At 66.5% G+C, this 269-nt stretch carries 1 protein-coding gene; it reads left to right on the plus strand.

Annotation, left to right across the window (positions count from 1 at the left end; translation table 11 throughout):
- Positions 1–269 (plus strand): RNA polymerase sigma factor (locus tag AC3II9_RS21830; RefSeq protein ID WP_489158795.1); only part of this gene is annotated, 269 nt, incomplete at both ends.

Genomic DNA, 269 nt, shown 5'->3' on the forward strand with positions numbered 1-269 from the left:
GGGGCGCAAGCGCACCGTGCGGCGCTTTCTGGCGTTCGCCGCACCGATCGGCGCGGAAGCCGAAGCCATTGCAGACGACCAGGTGGCGATCGACGACGCGACGGGCGACCGACAGGAACTCGACCGCGTGACGCGCGCCATTGCGGGCTTGCCGACCGCATTGAAGGAATCCTTGGTGCTGCGCACGATCGAGGGGTTGAGCCAGGCTGAAACCGCGGCAGTGTTGTCGATCAGCGAAAAGGCGGTAGAAACCCGCCTCTATCGCGCGC

This window comes from Lysinibacillus sp. RU7, from assembly GCF_057837305.1.